This window comes from Micromonospora sp. NPDC048907 (genome assembly GCF_055586885.1).
The window spans coordinates 1-24,281 of record NZ_JBVJHI010000001.1 but is presented as its reverse complement, the minus strand read 5'-3'; the positions used below and the strand labels follow the sequence as shown (position 1 = coordinate 24,281).

24 protein-coding genes and 1 pseudogene are annotated in these 24,281 nt (G+C 71.6%); 16 read left to right on the top strand and 9 right to left on the bottom strand.

Features of this window, described 5'->3' with window-relative positions:
• Positions 1-24: 24 nt before the first annotated feature.
• The 3 genes from ACZ6PY_RS00125 to ACZ6PY_RS00115 are packed head-to-tail and all read right to left on the bottom strand — an operon-like array spanning position 25 to position 2,428.
• Entirely contained in the window at positions 25-690 is a 666-nt protein-coding gene (locus ACZ6PY_RS00125; RefSeq protein WP_466067853.1) for a GAP family protein, read from the bottom strand.
• A gap of 51 nt (positions 691-741) precedes the next feature.
• Entirely contained in the window at positions 742-2,112 is a 1,371-nt protein-coding gene (locus ACZ6PY_RS00120) for an MFS transporter (protein WP_466067851.1), read from the bottom strand.
• 55 nt (positions 2,113-2,167) lie between these two features.
• Positions 2,168-2,428, bottom strand: coding sequence for a hypothetical protein (locus ACZ6PY_RS00115; RefSeq protein ID WP_466067849.1), 261 nt, complete (start codon positions 2,426-2,428; stop codon positions 2,168-2,170).
• 221 nt (positions 2,429-2,649) lie between these two features.
• Here ACZ6PY_RS00115 and ACZ6PY_RS00110 point away from each other — a divergent pair, with 221 nt between their 5' ends.
• Complete coding sequence (locus ACZ6PY_RS00110; RefSeq protein WP_466067847.1) at positions 2,650-7,218, top strand: HAD-IC family P-type ATPase; 4,569 nt, start codon at positions 2,650-2,652, stop codon at positions 7,216-7,218.
• Entirely contained in the window at positions 7,208-7,996 is a 789-nt protein-coding gene (locus ACZ6PY_RS00105) for an MBL fold metallo-hydrolase (protein ID WP_466067845.1), read from the top strand. The genes ACZ6PY_RS00110 and ACZ6PY_RS00105 overlap by 11 nt, the downstream gene beginning before the upstream one ends.
• 55 nt (positions 7,997-8,051) lie before the next feature.
• On the opposite strand, the gene ACZ6PY_RS00100 is transcribed toward ACZ6PY_RS00105, so the two are convergent.
• Positions 8,052-8,471, bottom strand: coding sequence for a CBS domain-containing protein (locus tag ACZ6PY_RS00100; protein WP_466067843.1), 420 nt, complete (start codon positions 8,469-8,471; stop codon positions 8,052-8,054).
• 118 nt (positions 8,472-8,589) lie between these two features.
• Between ACZ6PY_RS00100 and ACZ6PY_RS00095 the strand changes: the two genes are divergently transcribed.
• The gene (locus tag ACZ6PY_RS00095; protein WP_466067841.1) at positions 8,590-9,051 is read left to right on the top strand and encodes a GNAT family N-acetyltransferase; all 462 of its coding nucleotides are present in this window, start codon (positions 8,590-8,592) and stop codon (positions 9,049-9,051) included.
• 4 nt (positions 9,052-9,055) lie between these two features.
• Here ACZ6PY_RS00095 and ACZ6PY_RS00090 read toward each other — a convergent pair whose 3' ends face one another.
• Positions 9,056-10,003, bottom strand: coding sequence for an L-threonylcarbamoyladenylate synthase (locus ACZ6PY_RS00090; protein WP_466069338.1), 948 nt, complete (start codon positions 10,001-10,003; stop codon positions 9,056-9,058).
• A 75-nt stretch (positions 10,004-10,078) separates the two neighbouring features.
• Between ACZ6PY_RS00090 and ACZ6PY_RS00085 the strand changes: the two genes are divergently transcribed.
• Both ACZ6PY_RS00085 and ACZ6PY_RS00080 read left to right on the top strand, forming a co-directional pair.
• Positions 10,079-10,630 carry a hypothetical protein gene (locus ACZ6PY_RS00085; protein WP_466067839.1) on the top strand — a complete coding sequence of 184 codons (552 nt, stop codon included), beginning with the start codon at positions 10,079-10,081 and terminating at the stop codon, positions 10,628-10,630.
• Positions 10,631-10,681: 51 nt separating this feature from the next.
• Positions 10,682-11,578: an aminoglycoside phosphotransferase family protein gene (locus ACZ6PY_RS00080; protein WP_466069336.1), complete on the top strand. Its 897-nt coding sequence runs from the start codon at positions 10,682-10,684 to the stop codon at positions 11,576-11,578.
• On the opposite strand, the gene ACZ6PY_RS00075 is transcribed toward ACZ6PY_RS00080, so the two are convergent.
• Positions 11,572-12,174, bottom strand: a complete 603-nt coding sequence (locus tag ACZ6PY_RS00075; protein ID WP_466067837.1) for a helix-turn-helix domain-containing protein — start codon at positions 12,172-12,174, stop codon at positions 11,572-11,574. The genes ACZ6PY_RS00080 and ACZ6PY_RS00075 overlap by 7 nt on opposite strands.
• Before the next feature lie 63 nt (positions 12,175-12,237).
• Here ACZ6PY_RS00075 and ACZ6PY_RS00070 point away from each other — a divergent pair, with 63 nt between their 5' ends.
• The 4 genes from ACZ6PY_RS00070 to ACZ6PY_RS00055 all read left to right on the top strand — a co-directional run bounded on the left by ACZ6PY_RS00070 (position 12,238) and on the right by ACZ6PY_RS00055 (position 14,776).
• Positions 12,238-12,828, top strand: coding sequence for a dienelactone hydrolase family protein (locus tag ACZ6PY_RS00070; RefSeq protein ID WP_466067835.1), 591 nt, complete (start codon positions 12,238-12,240; stop codon positions 12,826-12,828).
• Between the two features lie 115 nt (positions 12,829-12,943).
• Positions 12,944-13,648, top strand: a complete 705-nt coding sequence (locus ACZ6PY_RS00065; protein ID WP_466067833.1) for a VOC family protein — start codon at positions 12,944-12,946, stop codon at positions 13,646-13,648.
• 23 nt (positions 13,649-13,671) lie between these two features.
• Positions 13,672-14,229, top strand: a complete 558-nt coding sequence (locus tag ACZ6PY_RS00060; RefSeq protein WP_466067831.1) for a nucleotidyltransferase domain-containing protein — start codon at positions 13,672-13,674, stop codon at positions 14,227-14,229.
• Positions 14,230-14,239: 10 nt separating this feature from the next.
• Positions 14,240-14,776 carry an alpha/beta hydrolase gene (locus tag ACZ6PY_RS00055; protein ID WP_466067829.1) on the top strand — a complete coding sequence of 179 codons (537 nt, stop codon included), beginning with the start codon at positions 14,240-14,242 and terminating at the stop codon, positions 14,774-14,776.
• 64 nt (positions 14,777-14,840) lie between these two features.
• Here the strand turns inward: ACZ6PY_RS00055 and ACZ6PY_RS00050 are convergent, their stop codons facing one another.
• Positions 14,841-15,566 carry a TetR/AcrR family transcriptional regulator gene (locus ACZ6PY_RS00050; protein ID WP_466067827.1) on the bottom strand — a complete coding sequence of 242 codons (726 nt, stop codon included), beginning with the start codon at positions 15,564-15,566 and terminating at the stop codon, positions 14,841-14,843.
• 30 nt (positions 15,567-15,596) lie between these two features.
• Between ACZ6PY_RS00050 and ACZ6PY_RS00045 the strand changes: the two genes are divergently transcribed.
• The 3 genes from ACZ6PY_RS00045 (at position 15,597) to ACZ6PY_RS00035 (ending at position 18,472) form a co-directional block, all read left to right on the top strand.
• Entirely contained in the window at positions 15,597-16,721 is a 1,125-nt protein-coding gene (locus ACZ6PY_RS00045; protein WP_466067825.1) for an FAD-dependent oxidoreductase, read from the top strand.
• An 84-nt stretch (positions 16,722-16,805) separates the two neighbouring features.
• Positions 16,806-17,750, top strand: coding sequence for a sulfotransferase family protein (locus ACZ6PY_RS00040; protein WP_466067823.1), 945 nt, complete (start codon positions 16,806-16,808; stop codon positions 17,748-17,750).
• Between the two features lie 116 nt (positions 17,751-17,866).
• The gene (locus ACZ6PY_RS00035; RefSeq protein ID WP_466069334.1) at positions 17,867-18,472 is read left to right on the top strand and encodes a DUF4259 domain-containing protein; all 606 of its coding nucleotides are present in this window, start codon (positions 17,867-17,869) and stop codon (positions 18,470-18,472) included.
• Positions 18,473-18,898: 426 nt separating this feature from the next.
• Here the strand turns inward: ACZ6PY_RS00035 and ACZ6PY_RS00030 are convergent, their stop codons facing one another.
• Positions 18,899-19,870, bottom strand: coding sequence for a hypothetical protein (locus ACZ6PY_RS00030; RefSeq protein WP_466067821.1), 972 nt, complete (start codon positions 19,868-19,870; stop codon positions 18,899-18,901).
• Positions 19,871-20,039: 169 nt separating this feature from the next.
• Positions 20,040-20,549 (bottom strand): tRNA-specific adenosine deaminase, encoded by a 510-nt coding sequence (locus ACZ6PY_RS00025; RefSeq protein ID WP_466069419.1) that lies wholly within the window; start codon positions 20,547-20,549, stop codon positions 20,040-20,042.
• On the opposite strand from ACZ6PY_RS00025, the gene ACZ6PY_RS00020 reads away from it, so the two are divergent.
• From ACZ6PY_RS00020 to ACZ6PY_RS00005, 4 genes and pseudogenes are all read left to right on the top strand, one after another.
• The gene (locus ACZ6PY_RS00020) at positions 20,451-20,867 is read left to right on the top strand and encodes a tyrosine-type recombinase/integrase (protein WP_466069332.1); all 417 of its coding nucleotides are present in this window, start codon (positions 20,451-20,453) and stop codon (positions 20,865-20,867) included. The two genes, ACZ6PY_RS00025 and ACZ6PY_RS00020, sit on opposite strands and share 99 nt — an antisense overlap.
• A gap of 615 nt (positions 20,868-21,482) precedes the next feature.
• Complete coding sequence (locus tag ACZ6PY_RS00015) at positions 21,483-22,973, top strand: hypothetical protein (protein WP_466067819.1); 1,491 nt, start codon at positions 21,483-21,485, stop codon at positions 22,971-22,973.
• A 134-nt stretch (positions 22,974-23,107) separates the two neighbouring features.
• Complete coding sequence (locus ACZ6PY_RS00010; protein ID WP_466067817.1) at positions 23,108-23,698, top strand: hypothetical protein; 591 nt, start codon at positions 23,108-23,110, stop codon at positions 23,696-23,698.
• A gap of 116 nt (positions 23,699-23,814) precedes the next feature.
• Positions 23,815-24,281, top strand: a pseudogene (locus ACZ6PY_RS00005) (hypothetical protein); the annotation flags it as partial.

Below are 24,281 nucleotides of genomic sequence, written 5' to 3'. Positions count from 1 at the left end.
CGAGGTGACCGGCTGTGCGGCGGCTCACCCCCGGCGGCTCGACTCCAGCAGGTCGAGCACGGTCACCAGCGCGAAGAACGCGATCACCACCTCGCTGACCACCCAGCCGTGCCGGTCGGCCCAAATCCGCAGCCGGGGCAGCGCCGTCGCGGCCCGCCCGCGGGCCAGCAGCAGGATGAGCAGCGGCACGGCGAGCAGCCCGAGAGTCAGCAGGACGAACGGCAGCAGGTGCCACCACGCCAGATCGTGCCGGGCGACGCTGGCGCCCACGGCGGCCATGGTGAGGTCGTCGCTCGGGGCGGTCGCGAAGAGCACCACCCCGAGGCGCAGGGCGTATCCCGGCCCGGCCCGCCGGAGCGGCTCCATCCAGCGGGGCGGGCCGGTCCGGTGCCGGCGCAGGAAGACGACCGCCGCCAGGACCACCAGCAGCGCCAGCACCGCCCAGTCGATCCAGACCGCGGTCCGTTCGAACCGGGCGACGTCGGTTGCCGCCCGCGCCTCCGCGCCGCGGAGCACCCTGGTGAGCAGCCAGCTCAGCGTCACCCCGGTGACGACCACCACGCCCGCACCGGCGAGGTACCCGAGCGAGGCGGCCCGAGGTCGCTCGGCCGAGGCGAGGAGGACCGCCGCGACCACCTGCGTCCCGGCCACCATCACCACGGCCAGCGGCAGGATGGTCAGGAAGTTCATGGCCCGCCCATCCTCCCGGCCCGCCGGCCGGCCCGGGCCGCTTTGCCCGGATCACCGGCGGGCGAGCACCACCCGGCCGGCGAGGAGCACGCCCAGCAGGCCGCAGCCGGCCGCCACGGCCAGCGTCGTCGCGTAGCTCGCCCGGCCCGGCGCCGAGCCGGCGGCCAGCACGGCACCGGTCAGCGCCAGCACGGTCGCGGCGGAGAGCGAGTCGCCCAGTTGCAGTGCCGAGCTGTTCCGGCCCTGCTCGGCCGGGGCCGACAGGTCCAGGGTGAGCACCGACAAGGACGGGTAGAGCAGTCCCATGCCGAGGCCGGCGACGGCCCAGGCGAGCACCGCGGGCGCCACCGGCACGGCCGGCAGGAGGGCCAGCGTGACGCCGGCCGTGCCGGCGGCGATGCAGGCCAGCCCGATCCGGGGCAGGGTGGCGGCGGAGCGTGGCGCGGCGATCCGGCCCTGGATCCACGAGCCCACCGACCAGGAGAGCGCGCCGACGGTCAGCACCAGCCCGGCCGCGGTCGGCGAGAAACCCCGCTCCCGGGACAGCATCAGCGGGATCACCACCTCCGCCCCGGCGAACGCCGCCGAGGCCAGGCCGCGCAGGCCGATCACGGTCGGCAGCCCCCGGGCGGCCCGCAGGAACCCCGCCGGCAGCAGCCGCGGTACGCAGACCAGCAGCCCCGCCAGCGCCGCACCGATCAGCCCCGCGGCGAGCGCGCCGCGCTGCTGCCCCCCGTAGTGCAGCAGTGCGGCGCTCGCCCCCGCCCCGCAGGCCCAGCCGATCCGGGCCAGCGCACCGGCCGGCGGCCGGGCCGGCACCGCCGCGCCCAGCGCCCGCAGTCCCGGCTGAACCAGCAGCACCGCCGGCACCGCGACCGCCGGCACCGCGAGGAACACCCAGCGCCAGCCCAGGTGCTCGACGATCAGCCCGGCCAGCGCCGGACCGACGAGCGACGGCACCACCCAGGCCGCGGCGAACGCGGCGAACACCCGCCGCCGCAACTCCTCCGGGTACGCCTGCCCGACGATCACGTAGAGCGCCACGGAGAGCAGGCCGGAGCCGAAGCCCTGCACGACCCGCCCGACGACCAGTACCTCCATGGTGGGCGCGGCGCCCGCCACCACGAGACCCGCCACGAACCAGGCGACCCCGTGCCACATGGCCGGGCGCGGCCCCCGGGCGTCGCACCAGATGCCGGAGGCGACCATGGCGACCACGCCCGAGGCGAACGGGCCGCCGAAGGCGAGCGCGTACAGGCCGAGGCCGTCCAGGGTGCGGGCGACGGTCGGCATGGCGGTGCCCACCGCGAGCGCCTCGAAGGCGAGCAGCGACACCAGGGCGACGCTGCCCACGGTCATCGCCCGCAGCCGCGGCGACCAGAGGTGTGCGGGCGGGGTCGGCGGCGCGGCGGTGACGGTCATGGGCTCAAGCCTCGGACCTCAACCGGGATTGAGGTCAACGGTGAGCCCCGTCTCGTCAGGCCGACTCCAGGGCCTCACCCACCCCCTTCACCAGTCCCGAATAGTGCTGGTCGGCCAGAAAGTGCCCGGCGGTGATGACCAGGGCCATCGGCCACTCGATGACCTGGAGCGCGGCGAGCACTCCCAGCCCCGCGTAGTAGGCCAGCTTGTCGGGCGGCGGCACCGCCACCTCACCCAACATCGGGATCTCCACCCGCCGGCAGTAGGTATTGATCATTTCCCGCGACCCGCTGAGATTTCTGGTCAGCGTGCTCATCCGCGCCTCCCCGGTTCCGACGACGACAGCGATCTTCCGAGCGGCTTTCCACCGGCCTCCCCGTCCATGCCCCGGGCAGCACGGAAACTTCCTCCACCGGAGGGGCATAACGGACGCCGCGGCGGGAAGTCGGGCTCGCCGGGACGAGGTGCGGGAGGCGAGATGGCGTACGAGGACGGGAGCACCGGGAAGCGGGGCCGGGAGCCCGGCCGTACGCCTCGATGACGTCGCTGGGCCGCGTCGCCGGCCTCCTGCTGTCGCCGGCCGCCGTCCCCGACGCGGTGGCCCGGGTCGCGCGTACCGTCGCCACCGCCGTGCCGGACACCGCCCGTAGCGTCGGGTCCGCCCTGCCGGAGACGGCCCGGAACGCCGTGCCGGACAGCGTCGCCGACGCGGCGGGGACCGTGGGCGCGGCGGCGGCCCGGCTGGCCCGCCTCGCCGGGCTGACCCGGCGCCGGGTCTGGTCGCGCGACGGCCGGCACCACATCGAGGTGCACGGCGTCTGCCAGGACGGCGGCGACCAGCTGGCCCGGCAGGTCGAGGGGGCGCTGGAAGCGATGCCCGGCGTGGCCTGGGCCCGGGTCAACGCGCCGTCCGGCCGGGTGATCGTGGCGGTCGAGGAGCCGAAGCCGAAGCTGCGCGATCTGATCGCCACGGTGGCGCGGACCGAACGGGTCTGCCCGCACGAGCCGGACCCCGAGATCCCGCCACCGCATCCGCCCGAGGAGGGACCGCGCACGCCCCGCACCATGGGCGCGCTGGCCTCGGATGCGCTCGGCCTGACCATCTCGGCGGCCACCCGGATCCTGCCGTTCGCCCCGATCCCCGCCGAGGCGGCCGGCCTCCTCGGCGCCGTCGACCTGCACCCGAAGCTGCACGCCCTCGCCGACCGGGGCCTGCGCGCCGATCCCCGCGCCGACCTGCTCTTCCCGCTCGCCGAGGCAGTCGTCCAGGGGCTCACGGGCGGCTGGGCCGGCATCGTGCTCGACGGCGCGCAGCGGGTGGTGCAGTGGGGCGAGGCGCGGGCCCAGCTCGCCGCCTGGACGAAGGCCGAGCCGAGGCTGACCGGCGAGCCGGACCGCGCGGTCGCCCGGGTGCCGGACGGCGAGCGGCCCTGCCCGGTCCCGGACGGCCCGGTCGAGCGCTACGCGAGCCGGATCCTCGCCGCGGGGGCGGCGGCCGGGGCGGCGGCGCTGCCGGTGGCCGGCGGGAAGCGGGCCGCCGCGCTGGCCCTGTCGTCACTGCCGAAGGCCCCGGGCAGCGGCCGCGAGGGGTACGCCGCCCAGCTCGGTTGGATGCTCGCCCGGCGCGGTGTGATCGCCATGGACCGCGGCGTGCTGCGCGAGCTGGACCGGATCGACACGGTGCTGCTGGACGCCGCGGTCCTCGGCTCCGACCGGGGTGTGCTGGCCGACCTGGCGCCGCTGCCCGGTGCGGACACCGGTCAGGTGGCCGGCCGGGCGTTCGCCCTGTTCGACCCGGCCGACCCCGACGCCGTCCGGAACGCCGACGGCTGGCGGCTCGGCCCGCTGGACCAGTTGGACGCCGACGACCCCGGGGACACCCCGGACAGCGCACGGCTGCGCGGGGACGGCGGCCGGCTGCTCGGGCTGGCCGAGGGCGGGCGGCTCGCCGCCGTGCTGCGGGTCGAGCCGGAGCCCGTACCGGGGGTGGACGCCCTGGCGACCGCCACTCGCCAGGCCGGCCTGCGGCTCGTGGTCGCTGGCGACGACGACGGCCGGTACGACTTCGCCGACGCCCTCGTGCCCGGCGGCGGCCGGATCGGCGACTCGGTCCGCGACCTGCAGCGCGAGGGCGCCGTGGTGCTGGTGGTCTCCGGTGACCGGGCGGCGCTCGGCGCCGCCGACTGCGGGCTGGGCGTCTCCGCACCGGAGGACCTGCCGCCCTGGGGGGCCCACCTGCTGGTCGGCGACGACCTGCGGATCCCCGCCCTGATCATCGACGCGACCGGGGTGGCCCGGCGGATGACCGGGCAGAACATCCGGATCGCGATGGCCGGCACCGGGCTGGGGGCGCTGGGCGCGTTCACCGCCGACCGGCAGCGGCTGCCCCGCCCGACCCTCGCCGCGGTGAACGGCGCCGCCGCCCTCGCCTTCGCCCACGGCGTCTGGCGGGCCCACCGGCTGCCGGACCGGACCCGCACGCCCGCGCCCGCGCTCACGGCCTGGCACCTGATGCCCGTGGGGACCGTCCTCGACCAGCTCGGCACCCACGCCGGAGGGCTGAGCGGCGAGGAGGCGGCCCGCCGCCGGCGCGCCGTCACCGGGGACGGGCCCGGGCAGGGGCCGACCGGGCTGCTCCGCGCCTTCGTGGAGGAACTGTCCAACCCGCTCACCCCGGTGCTCGCCGCCGGGGCGGTGCTCTCCGCGACGTTCGGTTCGCTTGTCGACGCCGCCCTGGTCGGCGGCGTGGTGGGCGGCTCGGCGCTGATCGGCGCGGTGCACCAGCGCAACACCGAACGATCCCTGGCCGCGCTGCTGTCCCGCTCGGCGGTGACCGCCCGGGTCCTGCGCGACGGCGCGGAGCGGGTGGTGGCCGCCGAGGATCTGGTCGCCGGGGACGTGGTCGTGCTGGGGTCCGGCGACGCCGTCCCGGCCGACTGCCGGGTGCTGACCAGCGACGGGCTGGAGGCCGACGAGTCGTCCCTGACCGGCGAGTCGCTGCCGGTGGGCAAGAGCCCCGAGCCGGTGGTGGCCGCCGCGATCGCCGAGCGGCACTCGATGCTCTACGAGGGCACCACCGTCGCGGCCGGCCACGGCACCGCCGTGGTGGTGGCCACCGGCGAGGAGACCGAGGCGGGGCGCAGTCTCGCCCTGGCCCGGCAGGCACCCCCGGCCAGCGGGGTGGAGAGCCGGCTCGGGAAGCTGACCAGCGCCGCCGTGCCGCTGGCCGCGGGCTCGGCCGTCGCGGTGGCCGGGGCGGGGCTGCTCCGGGGCGTACCCCTGGTGGAGACGGCGGCGACCGCCGCGAACCTGGCCGTGGCCTCGGTGCCCGAGGGGTTGCCGTTCCTGGTCAGCGCCGCGCAGCTGGCGGCGGCGCGGCGGCTGGCCGAGCACGGCGCGCTGGTGCGCAACCCGCGGACCATCGAGGCGTTGGGCCGCGTCGACGTGCTCTGCTTCGACAAGACCGGCACGCTCACCGAGGGGAAGCTGCTGCTGGCCGGGGTGGGCGGCGACGTCGACCGGTACGCCCCGCCGGACCGGCTGGACGAGCCGCTGCGGCTGACGCTGGCCGCCGCGCTGCGGGCCACCCCGGCGGCGGCCGACCCGGACCAGCTGCCCCAGCAGACCGACCGCGCGGTACGCCGCGGCGCGGGCACCGCCGACGTCGTGGAGCAGACGGGCGCTCCGGACTGGACGGCGGTGGGCGGGCTGCCGTTCGAGCCGTCCCGGGGGTACCACGCCACGGTCGGCCGCACCGCCGACGGGCTGCTGCTCAGCGTGAAGGGGGCGCCCGAGTCGGTGCTGCCGCGCTGCGCGGCCCGGCGGACCGGCGGGGGCGACACGCCGCTGGACCCGGCCGGCCGGGACGCCCTGCACGCGATGCTCGCCGAGCGGGCCGGGGCCGGGCACCGCATCCTGGCCGTGGCCGAGTGCCGGGTGGCGGCCGAGTCGGTGACCGACGAGCAGGTCGACGGGCTGGTCTTCGTCGGCTTCCTGGCCCTCGCCGACGGGGTGCGGGACAGCGCCGCTCCCGCGGTGCGGCGGATCCGGCAGGCCGGCGTGCACACCGTGATGATCACCGGAGACCACCCGGCCACCGCCGAGGCGATCGCCGCGACCATCAGCCCCGACCACGGCGAGCAGCGGGTGGTCACGGCCACCGAGCTGGACCGGCTCGACGACGAGGCCCTCGCGGAGCGGCTCATGGCCACCGACGTGGTGGCCCGCTGCACCCCGGCGCACAAGGTGCGGATCATCCAGGCGTTGCAGCATCGGGGCCGGACGGTGGCGATGACCGGCGACGGCGCCAACGACGCCCCGGCCATCCGCCTGGCCGACGTGGGCATCGCGCTCGGCCAGCGCGGCACCCCGGCGGCCCGCGCCGCCGCCGACCTGGTGGTCACCGACGACCGGCTGGAGACGATCATCGCCACCCTCGTGGAGGGGCGGGCCATGTGGTCGTCGGTCCGCCACGCGCTGAGCATCCTGGTCGGCGGCAACCTCGGCGAGATCGCGTTCAGCGTGCTGACCGCCGCCGGCACCGGCCGGTCGGCGCTCACCGGCCGGCAACTGCTGCTGGTCAACCTGCTCACCGACCTGGCGCCGGCACTGGCCATCGCGGTCCGCCCGCCCGCCTCCGACGGGGCCGACCACCTGCTGCGGGAGGGACCCGACACGTCGCTCGGCGAGACGCTGACCCGGGAGATCGCGCTGCGGGCCGCCGCCACCACGCTGGGCGCGACCGCCGGCTGGACGATCGCCCGGTGGACCGGCCGGGAGCGCCGGGCCGGCACGGTCGCGCTCGCCTCACTGGTCGGCACCCAGCTCGGCCAGACCGTCCTTGCCGGCGGCACCAGCCCCGCCGTGCTGGCCTCCACCGCCGCCTCGATCGGCGCCCTGATCATCGTGGTGCAGACGCCCGGGGTCAGCCAGTTCTTCGGCTGCACCCCGCTCGGGCCGGTAGGATGGAGCATCGCCGCCGGTTCCGCACTCGGGGCCACCTTCGCCAACGGCGCGCTGACCCGACTGGTCGACCGCCTGCCCCAACGCGGCACCCGCCCGCATGGGGAGGCCGATCAGGGGTACGGCGAGGAGCATGACGCCTGAGGTGACCTTCGTCGGTACGGCGACGACCCTGCTGCGGCTCGGCGGGTTCACCCTCCTCACCGACCCGAACTTCCTGCACCGGGGCCAGCGGGCCTACCTCGGCAAGGGGCTGTGGTCGAAGCGGAGCACCGACCCGGCGCTGACCATTCCCGAGCTGCCCGCCCTGGACGCCGTGGTCCTGTCCCACCTGCACGGCGACCACTTCGACCGGGTGGCCCGGCGCGGGCTGGACCGCTCCCTGCCGATCGTCACCACACCCCAGGCGGAGCGGAAGCTGCGCCGCTGGGGGTTCCAGGCGGCGGAAGGGTTGCCCACCTGGCGGTCGTACGAGCTGCACCGCGGGGACGAGACGGTGCGGCTGACCGCGCTGCCCGGCCAGCACGGGCCCGGCGCGCTGGACCGGCTGCTGCCCGACGTGATGGGCACCCTGGTCGACCTGGAGCAGGCCGGCCAGCGCCGGTTCCGGCTCTACGTCACCGGCGACACGCTGCGCCGTCCGCAGCTCGCGCAGATTCCCGAACGGTTCCCGGACATCGACGCCATGCTGATCCACCTCGGCGGCACCCGGATCGCCGGCATCCTGCTCACCATGGACGCGCGGCAGGGCGCCGACGTGGTGGAGCTGATCCGCCCCCGGCTCACTGTGCCGATCCACTACGACGACTACCCGGTGTTCCGCTCCCCGCTGCGGCACTTCGTCGAGGAGGCCCGCCGGCGCGGCTTCGTCCGGCAGGTCCGCACCATCCACCGTGGGGAGACCGTCCCGCTGACCCCCTGACGTGGGTCGCCGCCCCGTCCGGCGCACGGCCGGAGGGGCGGCGGAAGGGACCCGGTCAGGCGCGCTCGGAGATGGCCTCGATGAGGTCACCCACCGGGCGTTCCGGCAGCGAGCGGGCCACGTCGGCGACGGCCACGATCCCGACGAGCTCGTGCCCGTCGATCACCGGCAGCCGGCGTACCTTGTGCTGGCCCATGGTCCGCAGGATCTCGGCCGCGTCGTCGTCCGCGCCGATGGTCACGGCCTCGCCCTGGGCCAGCTCACCGGCGGTCACGTCGGCCGGATCCTTGCCCTGGGCCAGCACCTTCACCACGATGTCCCGGTCGGTCACCATGCCCTTGAGGCGGTTGTCGTCGCCGCAGATCGGCAGCGAGCCCACCCCGAGCTCGGCCATCCGTCGGGCGGCGGTCCGGAGGTCGTCCTGCTCCCGGACACAGCTCACGTCGTTGGTCATGATCTCGCGTGCGGTCGGCATTGGCATGACACCTCACTTTCGGGGGGTTGTTGTCCGTACTCCTACCCCCGGCGGCGGCAGCCATGCGGCGGTGGAAATGGGTTCGCCGGCGGGCCTCCGCGGTGGCTAGGGTGCCGCCGTGCCGTCACCCCGCCTGGAGCAGATCACCCCGGACAACGTCCTGGCCGCCTGCGCGATCGCCGTCCGCCCCGACCAGGAAGGGCTGGTCGCCCCGGTGGCGCGGTCGCTGGCCGAGGCGTACGCCCAGCCGGCGGTCGCCTGGCCGCGCCTGATCGTCGACGACGACCGGCCGGTGGGCTTCCTGATGGCCTTCCTCGACATCCAATGGCGTGCGGACGACCCGACCGATGTCCGCTCGGGGCTGTGGCGGCTGAACATCGCCGCCGACGAGCAGGGCCGGGGCTACGGACGGTTCGCCGTGGCGGCGCTCGCCGACGAGCTGCGCCGCCGGGGCACCGACCGGATGTTCGTCACCTGGGCGCCCGGCCCGCACAGCCCGGAACGCTTCTACCACCGCCTCGGCTTCTCGCGCACCGGCGAGACGAGCGGCGACCAGGTGGTCGGCGTGCTGGCCCTCTGACGGGTCAGTGCCAGGTGGCGGCGGCCCGCCGCAACCGGTCGTTGATCGCCCGACCCACCCCGACCTCCGGTACCGGCTCGGCGACGATCTCGGTGACCCCGGTGGCGTCGAGCCGGTGCAGGGCGTCGAAGAGGCGCGCGGCCGCGGCCGTCAGGTCACCCTCGGGCGACAACACCTCCACCGCCGCCCAGTCACCCCGCGCCGGTGGCTCCCGGAAGGCCAGGAACCCGCGCCCGCCGCCGTCCCCCTCGGCCGCCGCACCCAACCGCAGCGGGGTACGCGGGGCGTAGTGCGCGGCCAGCGTCCCGGGCGCGACCGGCTGGCCCGAGCTGCCCTGGCGTACCTCGACCGGACCGGCCACCTCGACCAGCGCCTCCACCGGCAGCGCGCCCAGCCGGAGCACCACCGGCCGCCCGGCCCGGGCGTCCACGATGGTCGACTCGATCCCGCACCGGGTCGGCCCGCCGTCGAGCACCACGTCCACGGCGGCGCCCAGCCCGGCCACCACGTGCTCGGCCCGGGTGGGGCTGAGCTGCCCGAACCGGTTGGCGCTGGGCGCGGCCACCGGCACCCCGGCGGCGGCGATCAGCGCCCGCGCGGAGGGCTCGTCGGGCACCCGCACGGCCATGGTGTCCAGGCCGGACGTGACGATCGGCGGAATCGCCGCCGGCCGGTCCACGATCAGGGTGAGCGGGCCGGGCCAGAAGCGCTCCACCAGCGCGGCCACCGCGGGTGGCACCGCGCCGACCAGACCGGGCAGGTCGGCGGCGTCGGCCAGGTGGCTGATCAGGGGGTCGAAGCTGGGCCGGGCCTTCGCCTCGAAGATGCGTGCCGCCGCCCGGGCGTCCAGCGCGTTCGCGCCCAGCCCGTAGACCGTCTCGGTGGGGAAGGCGACCAGCCCGCCGGAGCGCAGGACGGCGGCGGCCTCGGCGATGCCGCTCTCGGCCGGCAGGACGCGCGGGGATCCGGTGCTCACGCACCCGACGCTAGCCTGCCGGAGCGGCCGGCCCGGCACTACCCTGCCCCCATGGGCAGGCGGGTGGCGCTGGCGGTGGCCGCCCTCCTCGTGGTGGTCGGGGGTCTCGGCCTGCTGACCGCGCTGCCGGCCGTCCAGCGGGCCATCTCGCCGGACGCCGAGCCCAGGCCCCTCCCGCTGCGCGTCAGCGGCCCCCGTTATGAGCACCTCACCGTCGACCTCGACCCCGGCCGGTACGCCGTCTGGGCCACCAGGCCGACCAGCGCACCGGACCGCGACCGCTGCCAGGTGACCGGCCCGGACGGGCGGCCGGTGCCGGCGGCCGAACCCGGGCACGTGGTCGAGTGGACCGAGGTGGCCACCGACGACACGCTCTGGACCTGGATGTCGACCTTCGCCGCCCCGGTGGCCGGCGGCTACCACCTCACCTGCCGGCTCGACCCCGACGGCGCCGGCCAGCAGTACGCGGTCACCCGGGAACCAGACCGCCGGCTCGCCCTGCGCCTGCGGCTGGCGCCCTGGCGGGGTCTGCTGGTGGCGGCCCTGCCGGCCGGTCTCGTGGTCCTCGCCATGACGCTGACCTGGCGCCGCCGGGCCGAGTGAACTCGTTTGCGGCCACCGCCGGGGCGGTCCAGGATGATCGCCGTGACCCGGATGAAGATGCACGCCGACGAGGTGCACACCGACGTCGACCTGGTCCGCCGGCTGCTCGCCGGGCAGTTCCCGCAGTGGACCGACCGGCCGCTCCGCCTCGTCCCCTCGCACGGGACGGACCACGACGTCTACCGGCTCGGCGAGGACCTGGCGGTGCGGCTGCCCCGGATCGGCTGGGCCACGCAGCAGGCGGCCCGGGAGGCCGAGTGGCTGCCCCGGCTCGCCCCGCACCTGCCGCTCGCCCTGCCCGTGCCGCTGGCCATGGGCGGCCCCGCGGAGGGCTACCCGTTCGACTGGTCGGTCTACGAGTGGCTGCCCGGTGAGAGCGCCAGCACCGCCTCGTACGACCCGGACGCGGCGGCCGTCGACCTGGCCGCCTTCATCGCCGCGCTGCGGCGGATCGACACCGCCGGGGCGTTCCCCCGGCCACCCCGGGCCCGGGGTGCGGACCTCGCGGAACTGGACGAGGCGGTCCGCGACGCGGTGCGCCGGCTCGGCGACCGGGTCGACGGCCCCGCGGTGCTGCGCGCCTGGCAGGAGTCCCTGGACGCACCGGCCTGGCGCGGACCGGGTTTCTGGCTGCACGGCGACCTGCTGCCGGGCAACCTGCTGGTGGTCGGCGGCCGGCTCTCCGCGGTCATCGACTTCGGCGGGCTCAACGTCGGCGACCCGGCCTGCGACCTGCAACCGGCGTGGAACCTGTTCACGGGCGGCAGCCGTGCCCGGTTCCGCGCCGAACTGGCGGTGGACGATGCCTCCTGGCTGCGCGGCCGGGGCTGGGCGCTGCTCCAGGCGGTGATCGCCCTGCCCTACTACTGGGACACCAACCCGGGGATCGTCCGGCAGACCTCCCACGCGCTGCGCGAGGTGCTCGCCGACGCGGCCGCCCGCTACTGAGCGGTGTCGGGCCGGTCGGCCGCGTCCCGGTCGGTGTCCGGCAGGGTGGGCGCGTCGGTCGGGTAGAGGCCGGCGACGAACCCGTACACCTGGTCGCCGGAGCGGGGGATCTGGGCGAAGCGGCGGGCGAGCGCCTGGACCTCCGCCCAGAACGTCCGCACCTCATCGACCGGGATGCGCGCGTGGACGAGCGTGCACCGCAGGTCGTCGGCGGCGTGGGCGGCGGCGGCCTCGGCGGCGGCCTCGGCGAGGCCGTTGATGCGCGCGACGACCTGCTTGTCCTCGGGCCGGTTGAGCACGCCGACGTAGAACGTGCGGGCGACCCGGCCGTAGAACCGCTCCTCGATGGCGCGGACCCGTCGCGTCCGTACCACCCGGAGCAGGCCGGCGTCGACCAGCAGGTTCACGTGGTAGGCCACGCTGCTCTTCGGGCGGTCGACCGCACGGGCCATCTCGTTGACCGTCGCGGCCCGCTCCAGGAGCAGCTCCAGCAGCGTGGACCGCAGCGGGTCGGCCAGTGCGCGCAACTGCTCGGGTGCGCTGACCACGAGCATCTCGTCGAGGTCGTAATCCGGGATCTGCTGATTGACCGACATTTCTCGACCGTTCTAGAATTCTGGATCATTCGATCGCTCTGGTTCGTTGACAGGAGTCTAGAGATGGCCGAGATCATCCTCTTCCACCACATCCAGGGGCTCACCGACGGCGTCCACGCCTTCGCCGACCAGCTGCGCGCCGGCGGGCACACCGTGCACACACCCGACCTGTTCGACGGCGAGCGCCCGCCGACCATCGAGGACGGCGCCGCGCTGACCAGGCGCATCGGCGGCGCGGTGCTCGACGAGCGCGCCGACCGGGTCGTGGCCGAGCTGCCGAAGGAGCTCGTCTACGCCGGCATCTCGTGGGGCGCCGCCACCGCGCAACGGCTCGCCCAGACCCGGGCCGGCGCCCGCGGCGCCCTGCTCTACGAGTCGTGCCTGCCGGTCACCGGCGAATGGGCCGTCGGGCCGTGGCCCGACGGTGTCCCCGTGCAGATCCACGGCATGGACAAGGACCCGTTCTTCGCGCTGGAGGGCGACATCGACTCCGCCCGCGAGCTGGTCGGCATCGTCGGGCCCGAGCGGGGCGAGCTGTACGTCTACCCGGGCGAGGCGCACCTGTTCACCGACAGCTCGCTGCCCACCTACGATGCCGACGCGACGGCGCTCGTGGTGCGGCGCTCGCGGGAGTTCCTCGGCCGGCTGGGCTGACCCGTCAGCGGCACAGCACCGCCACGTTCACCACGAACCCCGGCGAGCGGCGCAGCCGCACCGGCTGCGCCGAAACCGCCTTGTCGGCCTGCGGGCCCGTCTCTACGGTGCAGGGATGCTCTCGCGAACGCTGACGGTGACCTTCGACGCACACGACCCGGCCCGCCTGGCGCGGTTCTGGGCCGGGCTGCTCGACCGGGAGGTCGTCGAGGACGCCGGCGCTGTGCTCCTGCCGGGCGATGACACGCAGGTCGGCCTCCGGTTCGTCCCGAGCAACACGAAAAAGGCGGGGCGGAACCGCATCCACCTCCACCTGACCAGCGCCCGGCCCGGCGATCAGGAGCACACGGTGGCGACGGCGCTGGAGCTCGGCGGCGGCCACCTCGACGTCGGGCAGCGCCCCGAGGAGGGGCACATCGTCCTCGCCGACCCCGAGGACAACGAGTTCTGCGTGATCGAAGCGGGCAACGGCTTCCTCGCCGGGTGCGGCCTGCTCGGGGAACTCGCCTGCGACGGCACCCGGGAGGTGGGCCTCTTCTGGAGCGCGGCGCTGGACTGGCCGCTGGTGTGGGACCAGGACGAGGAGACCGCGATCCAGTCACCGCACGGCGGCACGAAGGTCGCGTGGGGAGGCCCGCCCGTGACCCCGAAGAAGGCGAGGAACCGGCAGCGCTTCGACCTCGCCCCGGCCGGCGGCGACCAGCAGGCGGAGGTCGACAGGCTGGTCTCCCTCGGAGCCACCCGACTCGACGTCGGTGAGGACGGCGCCGTCGAGCTGGCCGATCCCGACGGCAACGAGTTCCGCGTCCGGCGGAACTGACCAGTCACGCCGGAGCAGCGAGCATGGTCACCACTGCCGACATGAATGCCGACGAGGTCCACACGGTTCTGGACGCTCTCACCGCCGCCGGCTGCACCGCGTGGATCAGCGGCGGATGGGGTGTGGACGCGTTGTCCGGACAGCAGAGTCGTCCACACCGGGACCTGGACCTGGCGATTCCCGCGGAGCAGGAAGCAGCGGCCCTGCTTGCTCTCGGCCGGCTGGGTTACGTCATCGACACCGACTGGCGCCCGGTACGCGTCGAGGTCGTCGCCGAGGGACGAGGCCGGGTGGATCTTCATCCGCTCACGTTCGACGAGGTTGGCCACGGCCACCAGGCCGGCCTGGATGGCAGCAGCTTCCGCTGGCCGAGGGAGTGCTTCACCACCGGCACCATCGCCGGTCGCCCGGCCAACTGCATCTCGGTGGAGCAGCAACTGCTCTTCCACAGCGGGTACGAGCCGCGCGACATCGACCGCGCCGACCTGGCCCTTCTGCACACACTCGCAGCGGAGGCGGAGCGGGCTGGCGACATCGACCGGCAGAGTCGCACTCCGCCGGTCCCCACCGCAGCTCGGTAAGGTCGTCCGCATGGCTGACGCTGTCGTGATTCCCGGCGCCCGGTTCGGTCCGGGCGCTCCCCTGCTGATGTACGCCGGCGACGTGGCGGAACGGCGGGGCGCGACGGTACGTCGACACTCGTGGTCGCGGGAGTTCCCTCAGCTCGACCAGCCAGAGATCGAAGGCTGGGTCGGCGGTGAGATCGCCCCGCTGATCGACACCGTCGGCGGTCGACCACTGCTGATCGGCAAGTCGCTGGGCACGAATGCGGCAGCGATCGCCGCCGAAAGATCGTTGCCCGCCGTGTGGCTCACGCCCCTGCTCACCCTGCCGTGGGTGGCTGACGCGCTGGGCCGCGCGACCGCGCCGTTCCTGCTCGTGGGTGGCACTGGCGACAAAGTATGGGACGGTGACATCGCCCGCCGGTTGACGCCCCATGTGCTGGAGGTCGAGGGCGCGGATCACGGCATGTACGTACCCGGGCCGCTGACCGAGTCGATCGCGGTGCTCGGTCGGGTCGTGGTCGCCGTGGAGGAGTTCCTCGACGCGATTCGCTGGCCCAGCTAGCCCCTGGTCCCGCTCCGCACCCGCACCCGCCGGCTGCCTGATCGACGTCTCTCGGCTCAGCCGATCACGGGTGGGGACGGCTGGTGATGCCGTCCAGGATGGTGGTCAGGTTGTGGTGGAAGGTTTCCTCGGCGCTGAGGTGGGCGCCGTCGACGACGAGCCGGGCGACAGTCGGATAGCGACCCGTTTCGAGCATCCGGTTCAGGTAGGGCCCGAGGCTGGTCTGCCAGGCGGTCAGGTCGGTGCCGGTGGAACGGGCCGTGCGTCGCTCGGTGACCTCCCTGCGGAGCGCTCCGGTGATGAAGGCGTTGAGGGCGCCCAGGGCTCGCTGGAGGTCGTCGATGTCGCGTACCCCGGGGGCCTGGCTGAGCGCCGCCGCGGTGGATTCGCCCACGGCGAGCGCGTGAGGTCCCAGATGTGGCCTGGCGCCGTGCAGGTCGGCGAACCACTCGTGCGCAAGGGCGGCGTCCCGGGTGCGGTGGACGATGGCCAGGACCGTGGCGCGCCACCCGGAGTGCTGGCCGGCCTCGGCGATCTCGGCGTAGACGGCGTCGACCATCAGGTCGAGCAGCTCGGATCTGTTGACCACGTAGTCGTAGAGCCGCATCGGACCGACGCCGAGCTCCTTCGCGATCTTGCGTACCGACAGCCCGTCGAGGCCGTCCGCGTCCGCGAGCCGGATCGCCGTGGCGGCGATCTTCTCGCGGCTCAGCGGCACCGGCGCCGCCCGGGGTCGAGGCTCGGGCCGTTCCCAGACGGGCACGGGTGCGCTACCGTACGGCGTATCCATGAGATACAGCGTACGGCAAAGGGGATGACGATGCGAATCGCGATCGCCGGCGGTGGCCTCGGCGGCCTGACGCTGGCCCGGATCCTGCACCGGCACGGCATCGACGCGGCGGTGTACGAGCGCGAGGCCAGCCGAACCGCGCGAACACAGGGCGGATCGCTCGACCTGCACCCGGAGTCCGGGCAACAGGCCCTGGCCGAGGCGGGTCTCGCCGGCCGGTTCCGCACCGAGGCGCGGCCGGAGGGCGAGGAACATCGCATCCTCGACCCGGCCGGACGCACCCTCGTGCACCACACGCCACAACCCGGCTCGTTCTCCGGACGGCCCGAGATCGACCGGAGGGCGCTGCGTGACCTGCTGCTCGATTCGCTTCCGGGCGACGCGGTCGCGTGGCAGCACCGGCTCGTCGCGGCGACCCCACGACCGGACGGGGGCTTCGAGCTGACGTTCGACGGCGGCCACCGCGCCGACTGCGACATCCTCATCGGCGCGGACGGCGCGCGTTCGGTCGTCCGGTCGCTGCTGACCGACGCACAGCTTTCCTACGTGGCGACCCTGGTCGAGCTGAGCATCAGCGACGCCGACCGGCGCCACCCGGATCTCGCCGAGCTGGTCGGCCCCGGCAACCTGTGGTGCATCGGCGTGAACCAGATCCTTGCCGCGCAACGCCTCGGCGACGGCACCATCCGAGTCGGGATCTCCCTGCGCGCGGAAGACCGCGGCCTCGACACCTACCGCAGCAAGCGGGCTCTGCTGGACCTGTTCGAAGGCTGGGACCCAGGCCTCACCGCACTCATCGAAGCCGGCGACGGCGCGCCGACACCTCGCCGGATCGAAGCGATGCCCATCGGCACGCGCTGGGCCCACCGGCCGGGCATCACCCTCATCGGTGACGCCGCACACCTCATGCCGCCGGTCGGCGAGGGCGCCAATCAGGCGATGCTCGACGCCGCCGAACTCGCCGGCGAACTCGCCGCCAACGCCGCCGACCCCGACTCGGCCATCCGGGCGTACGAGGAGGCGATGTTCACAAGGACCCACGCGATCGCCGAGATGTCCGCGCGGGTCCAGGCCATGATGCTGTCTCCCACCGCGGCGGACGACATCATCCGCTTCTTCACCCGGCGACCCAGCGAGCCGGCGCCCGCGGGTTGAGAACGGAGGGGGCGGGGCCCGGACTGCGGGCGGGGGACCCCAATTCGGTTGCGGGGGCGCGATGCCGGGACTTGGCTAACCGTCATGTCTGCACCCTCACCGATCTTCGTAGCGGGTACGGGTCGTTCGGGAACCTCGCAGCTCGCGGACATTCTCGGCGAGCACCCGCAGATCCACCGGATCCCGATGGAGACGCGGTTCATCGTCGATCCGGGTGGCTTACGGGACCTGACGGACGCCCTCACGATTCGGTATGACCCGATTGTCGGCGAGGACGCCCTGCGCAGGCTGAGCGACTTCCTGACCGTGCGAGTGCCCGGCCGGCGCGACGACCGCGGCAAGACCGTTCCCGAGGTCGTCGGCGAACGGCACTACTGGGACGCGGTGCGACGGCTGTGGCCGCAGCTCGTCGCGTGCACGTTCGACGAGTCCGTGCCCGAGGCAGGGGCCGGGCAGGCCGGGCCGTTCGAGTTGCGAAGTCGCCGGCGGGTGATCCCGAGGTATTTCAGCGACCGGCGTGAACTGCTCGGGATCCTCCGCCGCACGGTCGACACGATGTTCGGCGGAGCCGCCGCCGATGCGGGTAAGCCGGCCTGGTGCGAGAAGACGCCGTTCAACCTTCTGTGCATGGACTTCCTCTGGGAACTCGTCCCGGAGGCGACCATCGTCCACATCAAACGCCACCCGGTCGCGGTGGTCGCGTCCCACGTCGACCAGCCATGGGCACCACCCACGGTCGACGGCGCGCTCGCGTGGCTCAAACCCGTCTACGACCGATGGCTCGACTGGAAGGCCACGGTGGATCTGACGGACAAGCGGTATGTCGAGGTGAAAGCCGAGGATCTCGCGGCCGACTGGCCCGGGCAGCGGCGCGCCCTGTTCGAACGGCTCGGTGTCGACGACTTCGCGACCCCGTCGGCGTTCGAGTCACACAGGGTGGCCAATCGCAACGACCAGTTCGACCCCGGCACCCGCGAGCTCGTCGAACGAACACTCGGCGCTGTCATCCCGGCCATGGGATACGCGTAGATCAAAGACCTTGCGGTGTGTCCGCCGCAGGTCGGGGACCGTATGGGTGGAGCCCAGGGGACGTGAACCCCTAACCCCTGCCTTGCAAAGATCAAGACTGCTGTCGGCCGGTGTCGATGAGCGCCGTTGACCTGCTCGCCTTGTCGGTCGCTGTCGCTCGTCACCCACGCCTGTCGGCCGGCTTGGCTGTACCGATGGCTGTACAGCCAAGCGCTCTCGCGGCCTTGCGTCCGCCCACGGTCTGGCTACATGATCCGCTCACCGCGAAATTGGAGGAGCACATGGGCGCCTGGGATGACGGTCCGTTTGACAACGACAGCGCCGCCGACTGGTGCGGCGACCTCCACGATGCCGATCCGTCTGCACGGGCGGGAGTGGTTCGTGGTGCCCTGACAATGGCAGCACTCAACACCGGTTATCTCGACCATGACGATGCCGCATCGGCCATCGCTGCGGCCGCGATCGTGGCATCTCAGATGCCCGGCGGAGAGCCGATAACCTCGCCCTACGCACCGGACTTCCTGCTTGCTGGCGAATCCCTTGACCTGGACGACGACCTGCCGCAGCTGGCAGTCGAGGCACTTGACCGGGTCCTCGGCGACGACTCGGAGTGGCGAAGCCTATGGGGCGAGGGAGGAGCGAGTGAGTTTCCGCAGATTAACAAGCTCCGCGCAGTGCTGTCCGGACCGCCCGAACTGCCCGGTCAGATCTCGCTGCTTTGAACTGGCCGGAAGATCACTGAGGACCCCTCGCTGCGCGTACCGCTCCTCCCCCTCAAGCCCATCTCCGCCGTGAGTCCGCACATCGTGCGAACGGCTCCGCCCGGGATCACGGTGGAGGTGGACGGCCCCATCTCTGTCGAAGATCCCCGCCGGAGGCATCGGATCCGGTCCTTGGCGCAGTCTGCAATCGGCCGGCGCGGCCCGCTTGCGGGCCGCCTTGATCCTCAAGAGGTCAATTCGGCAGTGCGCGGGCCCCAGCGGTTGTCCTCCGCCGGCTGATGTGCGACACACGTCTGTCAACTGCAACAGGCGCGCGGATCGCGGCGGATGTGCGCACTAGATCATGCTCCGCAGGGATTCTGTCGGGCGTTCTCGGGGCCGGGCCGATCACACTGCCGCCAGGGAGAACGCGTTCCGGTAGTGGGCTCACTCGTCGTGGTAGCGGGGGTCGGCGGCTTCCTCGCGCGCCCAGTCACGCATATTGCGGTAGCGCTCGACGGTCTGCCACGGTTCCTTGCGGACGAAGTCGCTGCCGATGGCGTCGTAGAGGGTGCAGGCCTGCTTGAAGTACCGGCCGTAGGTCAGCGCAAAAGCGAAATGGTTCCAGAGGATGGGTGTCAGGGTTGTGGTCTCGTAGTCGTCATGCCAGAACGACTGCTCGGCCGCGTCGTAGGTCTCTGAGGCGACGTCCGGGCGCTGGTAGTACCGGGTTTCGCCGTTCTCGCTCTCCCAGCGGAAGTTGCGATGCACCTTCATGATCAGTAAGGGAACATTGGTGGCGGGGCAGGCCGCGGTTCGCTCCCGGGCGAACCGGAAGGCTTCGTCCCAGCTGCCGCCCCACTTGGGCAACAGGCTGTCGAGCATTGTCAAGTGCCCAAACAAGTGGGACGGATCGATCTCGATAAGTCGATTGAATCGCCGCCAACGCTCCTCGGCTGGCAGTTGACGGTTGCGGCTCAGGGAGATCTTGTAGTGCCACGCCTCAGCCAGCGCCGGATGGCGGTCCAGAGCCTGATCGAGGAGATTCTCGGCGAGTTCCAAGCGCTGGAACCAGACGGGCCAGGCGTCCTTGGGCACGGTGCTAGCCCGGCCATCTCCGCGGGCTTCGCCGGCCCAGGAGATCGCGCGGGCGCCGCCGATGAGTAGCGGCAGCGGATCATCCGGCTGGGCCCGTATTGGTCCGTCGATCCACTCCTCGACTCCGTGGGTAGCGGCAGCAACCTGGACGTAGTACATGAAGTGCTCTTTATCGGCCGCCGCGAGGATTCTGCGGGCCGCGCCCCACTCCCGATCCAGCAGCGCCTCGTTCAAAAGTTCTGACTCGTCGTCGAGGAAGCCGCCGATCGCTAACTCGTCGGCGCCGCCCGAGAGCTCCTGCTTCTTCTTGAAGAACCGCACAGCGGTGCAGAGTAGGGGTGTCTCCCGCATTGCGGATCATGCATTCGGTCGGTGCCCGGCGGGACAAGGGTCTGCAACAGCGCCCAATGCCATCCGCTCATCGGCAGATCCGGATGCCGTCGGCGGTCCGGGCCAGTGGCGGCAGCGGAGGTCCGCAGCGCGCGCCTGGTCAGAACTTGGGCTCGACCGATGAGGGCAGCATGTCGGCCCACTTGCGTAGTACGTCGACGGCCTGGTCGCGTAGGGCTCCTTCGGCAACCTCTTCGCGCAGTGACCGGCGGTCGGCCGGCAGGGCGACCTCGCGGTAGAACTGAAGGTCTTCGATGCCGTAGGTGGCTACGTCGTGGCTGCTGGCTTCGATGATTAGGCGGGGGATGCGTGCCCAGTAGCAGGCCATGAGGCACATGGGGCATGGCTCGCTGCTGGCGTAGGAGTCGCAGCGGGTGCGCCAGGCGAAGGAACGGCTCGCGGCCGGGGAGCTGTGGTCGGATCTGGGCCTGGTCTTCGCCAGCACCATCGGCACAGCGATGGAGCCGCGGAACGTCAACGGCGCTTCGAGCAGCTCCGCGCGGCGGCCGGCCTGGATTGGCTGCACCTGCACGACCTGCGGCACGCGTTCGCCACGTTCCTGCTCGACCAGGGCGAGGAGCTGCGCACGGTAATGGAACTGCTCGGGCACTCCACGATCCGGATGACGGCCGACACCTACGGGCACGTCCTGCCGGCGCGGGCTCGTCAAGCGGCCTCGGCCATCGATCGGGTACTGGGCGAGGAGGAGACGGCGCGACGGCTTGGCCGTACGAATGGCTGTACTCGGAACCGAGGTCAACCAAGGAAAGTGCTGGTGGAGCCCAGGGGACTTGAACCCCCAACCCGCAGACCTGCGTCACATCGTAGAGAAGCGAGCCGACAGATACTCCGAACTCGATCGAGTCCGTCACCGTCTCTCGACTTCTTACACCTGTTGCGGTGCCGATCTGTACTGGCGATGTACTAGTTGATCTTAGAGGAGGCGCCGCCTCAACGATGTCGATCTCGGCTGGAGTCGGTCGCCGAGGTCACCGGTTGTCGTACTTCGAAGCCCTTGACACCGGCGGGTGAGGTCGCGCCCGGAATCAGCTGGGTGGTCATCCGCCCTCAGAGGTGATCACACCTGACGACAGGAAATGAGCATTAAGCACCCTTAAGACCGCTTAGCCCCTTTAAGTCGCTACTGTCTGTAGTCTTCCAACGAAAGCCGAAGACCTTATCACACCCCTGCGACAGAACCGCCACCACAAGATGTTGACGCTTAAGCGCCAAGGGCTGCTACATGTTGGGGTTCAGTGACAGGCGTCACACTTTGCCGAAGAGCGATTCAGACACACGGACTGTGACGTGACGTTTGGTAGGCTTGAAGGTGCGCAACGCGAGAACCCCGGCGGGTCGAACCGTCGAAGGTCGACGCTTCGCCCAAGCCGGGGTTCCGCAGAGATTGGCTGTCTCAAGTTGGAACTCTAATAGAGGATTCCGCTCCCTGTGTACCTACAGGAGAGTGGGATTTCTCTCTGGGCTGGCGTCAGCGTGCGCGGGAGTCGGGTGATGGACACCCGCTCGGCACGGAGGAGGCGCCATGCGTTTCAGCGAGTACTACGGCATCCAGCTCACGGACCAGGACGACTGGTTCGACACCTACCTCCCCACGGACACCAATCTGTGCGTGGACCCGTTCCTCATCTACCCGGACACCGACGAGCGCTGGTTCGAGGCGCACAACCACATCCTCGACTTCTTCGGTCTGGTGTTCCGGCTGGTTCGCGAGTCGAAGGGCGACGAGAAGTCCCTGGCCTGGAAGCAGGCCCAGACGCTCCTGATGTTCCCCGAGCCTGCTGAGTTCTGCCTGGGCGTGGCGGACGGCACCCCCAACGGCTCGGGGTCCGGCCGAGGGCTGCAGCAGGGCATGCTCGAGGGCGTCAAGACGGCTCTTGGTCTCGGCATCGACAACGTCCCTCACATGGAGATGCTCGGCCTCTTCCAGGGCGGCATGGGGCTGGATCGGATCAGCGACGCCGTCTGCAACATCCTGAAGAGCTTCTTCATCCGCTACACCCAGGACGTGGCCCGCCGCCACAACGTGCCCATGCAGCCGTTCCGCGTCCGCAACGCCGCGTGGAGCGATGAGTTCGCCTGCTGGCTCCCGCGAGAGGTGGAGCTTCCGGTCAACCCCTTCGTCGACAAGCCCGGGCCCGTCCTCCTGGCGCCGAAGCGCTTCCTCAAGGACATTCCTGTGGTTACAGCCAACGGGTTCTGGAGCTACGCCTGGCGCAACCACAGCGACGAGCTGCGGGGCAACTTCAACTACGACATCGCACGGCACGTCGACAGCCGCCAGAAGGCCAAGCTCGCCCGGCAGAACCCGGACGTTGTCGCCGCCTATCTCGCCGCCCTGGAGCAGAAGGATCACGAGCCCTACCCGGTGGACCGGGACCCGGCGCTCCGAGTCCGGTGGTGGGAGGTCGGCGGTCAGATCGCCGCCCGCTCGCCGCTGTCCTACCTGCCGCGCAACCAGTCGGAGTTCCCCGACTTCGTTGACGCGGTGATCCAGGCGTTCCGGCACGGGATCGAGCACCAGGACGAGTGGCAGATGCTCTGGCACCGCGGCGTGTCCATGCCGGAGAAGAAGGTTCAGGCTCTCTTCCGGAGCTGCGCCAAGCACTACTGCAAGGCGAACGACATCAGCATGACCGGCGAGGCCAACGCCGGCCGCGGCCCCGTCGACTTCCAGTTCGCCCAGGGCTGGGTCGCTCGAACGGTGGTCGAGATGAAGCTGATGTCCAACTCGAAGTTCTGGGACGGTCTCCTCGCCCAGACCCCTCAGTACGCCATGTCGGAGGAGGTCCACATCGCCTTCTTCGTGGCGATCGCCTACACCGACGAGGAGATGTCGGAGAGTCAGATCAACAAGGTCGCGAAGGCGGCCCGGATCGCGTCGGATCGGTACAAGGTCGAGATCCGGCCCATCGTGATCGACGCCCGCCACAAGACCTCGGCGTCCAAGCTCAGGCCGCCTCAGGAGATGCGTAACCAGCTGCACAGCGCGGAGGATGACGAGGCGGCGGCGTAAGAACCCTGACCGGGACCGGGCGATGGATGCCTACCTGTCGCCCGGTCCCGGCGCCGAGGCTGAAGGCGACCGCTTTTCCCTGTAGTCGGTGAACCCTAACGAAGGACGGACAGAAGGTCTTGGACTCGGAGCCGGTGATCTCAAACCTGACCAACCTCGACACCGACCGGATGGTGCGGAACCTCGCCAAGCTCGACACCGACCGGATGGTCCGCAACCTCAGCATCACCACCGACCAGGTGATCCGGAACCTCGCCAAGCTCGACACCGACCGGATGGTCCGCAACCTCAGCATCACCACCGACCGGGTGATCCGGAACCTCGCCGGCCTCGACACCGACCGGCTTCTCAGGAGTTCGCTCGTCGCGCTTGAACCTGAAGCGCTGGTCTCCGGGGCACTCAGTGGCACCACGAGCATGGCAGGAGTCGCGATCGATGAATCTCTACTTGATCTGGCACAGGCGGTAGATAGGGCTTGCCTTGATCGCGGTGTTGAGGCTACTTCTCTCGGCGCTGTTTGGGTTGATTCCTTGCGAGATCTGCGGAATTGGGTTGTTGAGCCCGTTCCAAAGTGGGCCACTATTAGCTTCGCCTTCTTCCTGATCACCACTTGGTGGTTGACGTTGAAGACCGAACACCCGGACGTGGCCGATATGATTGAAGTACCGTTTTGGTTCGTCGTGACTCTGCTGATTGGGCTGGCCGCGAACGCGAAGAAGAAGTAGATCTACTTCACCCAGCCTTCCTCTCGTCTGCCACACGAGCCTCAATGACCGGTGCAAACATAAGCTGAACTGCTTGATTGAAGCCGAAACGACGAGCTGAATTAGCTTGTCAGACCATGAAATACCAGGATAGAGGAGCGGCGATGGTGGTCAGCGCTGGAAATGCTAACGCCATGCCTGCGGACAGAAACAGTGAAAGTCATGACTTTCGGCCCCTTAAACGTCGCACTCTAATCGTTGCAGTCATCCTTTCGGTGCTGGGCATTGCAGGGCTTGCGTCTTGGATGTGGTTTGCGGCGCAGGTGCCTGCTGTCGACGCGCGCTCGTCCTTGACTGATGCGCAAGAGGCAGATCTTGCTGTCAGAAAGGCTCAGCTCCGAGCGGACATCATCCGCAACTCTCTCGGTGCCGCAGCGGGCGTCGGTGGCCTGTCAGCGCTCGCGATCGCAATTCGACGGCAGTACGTTAAGGAGCGTACTGACCTTAGAGATCAGAAACATCAGGATCGAACAGCGGACGCAACGGAGCACGACGCCCTCGAGCGGCGCAAGACCGAACTCTACGTCAAAGCCTCAGATCAGCT